1 protein-coding gene is annotated in these 611 nt (G+C 32.7%); it reads right to left on the bottom strand.

The window, feature by feature from the left end; all coding sequences use genetic code 11:
- Positions 1–81: 81 nt before the first annotated feature.
- Positions 82–611, bottom strand: a 530-nt coding sequence (locus tag AC1EUY_RS16130) for a hypothetical protein (RefSeq protein WP_480196579.1), incomplete at its 5' end; no start/stop codon positions are given.

Here is a 611-nt window from a genome sequence, read left to right as displayed (position 1 = left end):
ATATGTGTTAATTTTCGGTTTAGCACAGGTGTTAGCAATTCCGGGTGGATTCGGACGCAGTCGAATCCGCCGTAATTGCGGTTATACATTGTTGGCAGTAGTTTTTATTTTTCCCATTATTCCCTCGTTAGTGTTTTTGTCTATAAATCCGCTTTCTAATCCAGACCTAATGTCCAAATTCTGATGCTCAATTATGTTTTCTCCAAATGTGAATTTTTTCCGTATTTTTTTTAAGTCAAACACTTTGTCAAAATACATCCAATCCGCTTTACTTTCAGACCAAGCTTTTCCGTAAAACGTAATTCTCGTATTTTCCTTAATTAATTTTTTCGCTAAACGTCTCAATTCAGTCGAACGAATTGAGTTAGAAAAGTCAGAGAAATAGTTCTCAAATTCAATTAATTTTTCTCCGATTTTAAATTCAAAACCAAGACTATCTACAACAATTCTGCTTAAAGTTCCATTTAGTTCAGAAACTGATTGGTATGAGTTTAAATTCCGACTTAATGATTTCAAGATTCCATTTTCAGGATTTAGCTTAATTTCAGAATCTAACTCCGATAATAATTTGTCTTTTTCAGTTGTAAAGTTTGTCATTCTCAAATTACTGC

It is taken from the genome of Maritimimonas sp. 2210JD6-3, from assembly GCF_056591795.1.
The sequence above is the reverse complement of the archived record's forward strand: the minus strand, read 5'-3'. Positions and strand labels throughout refer to the sequence as shown.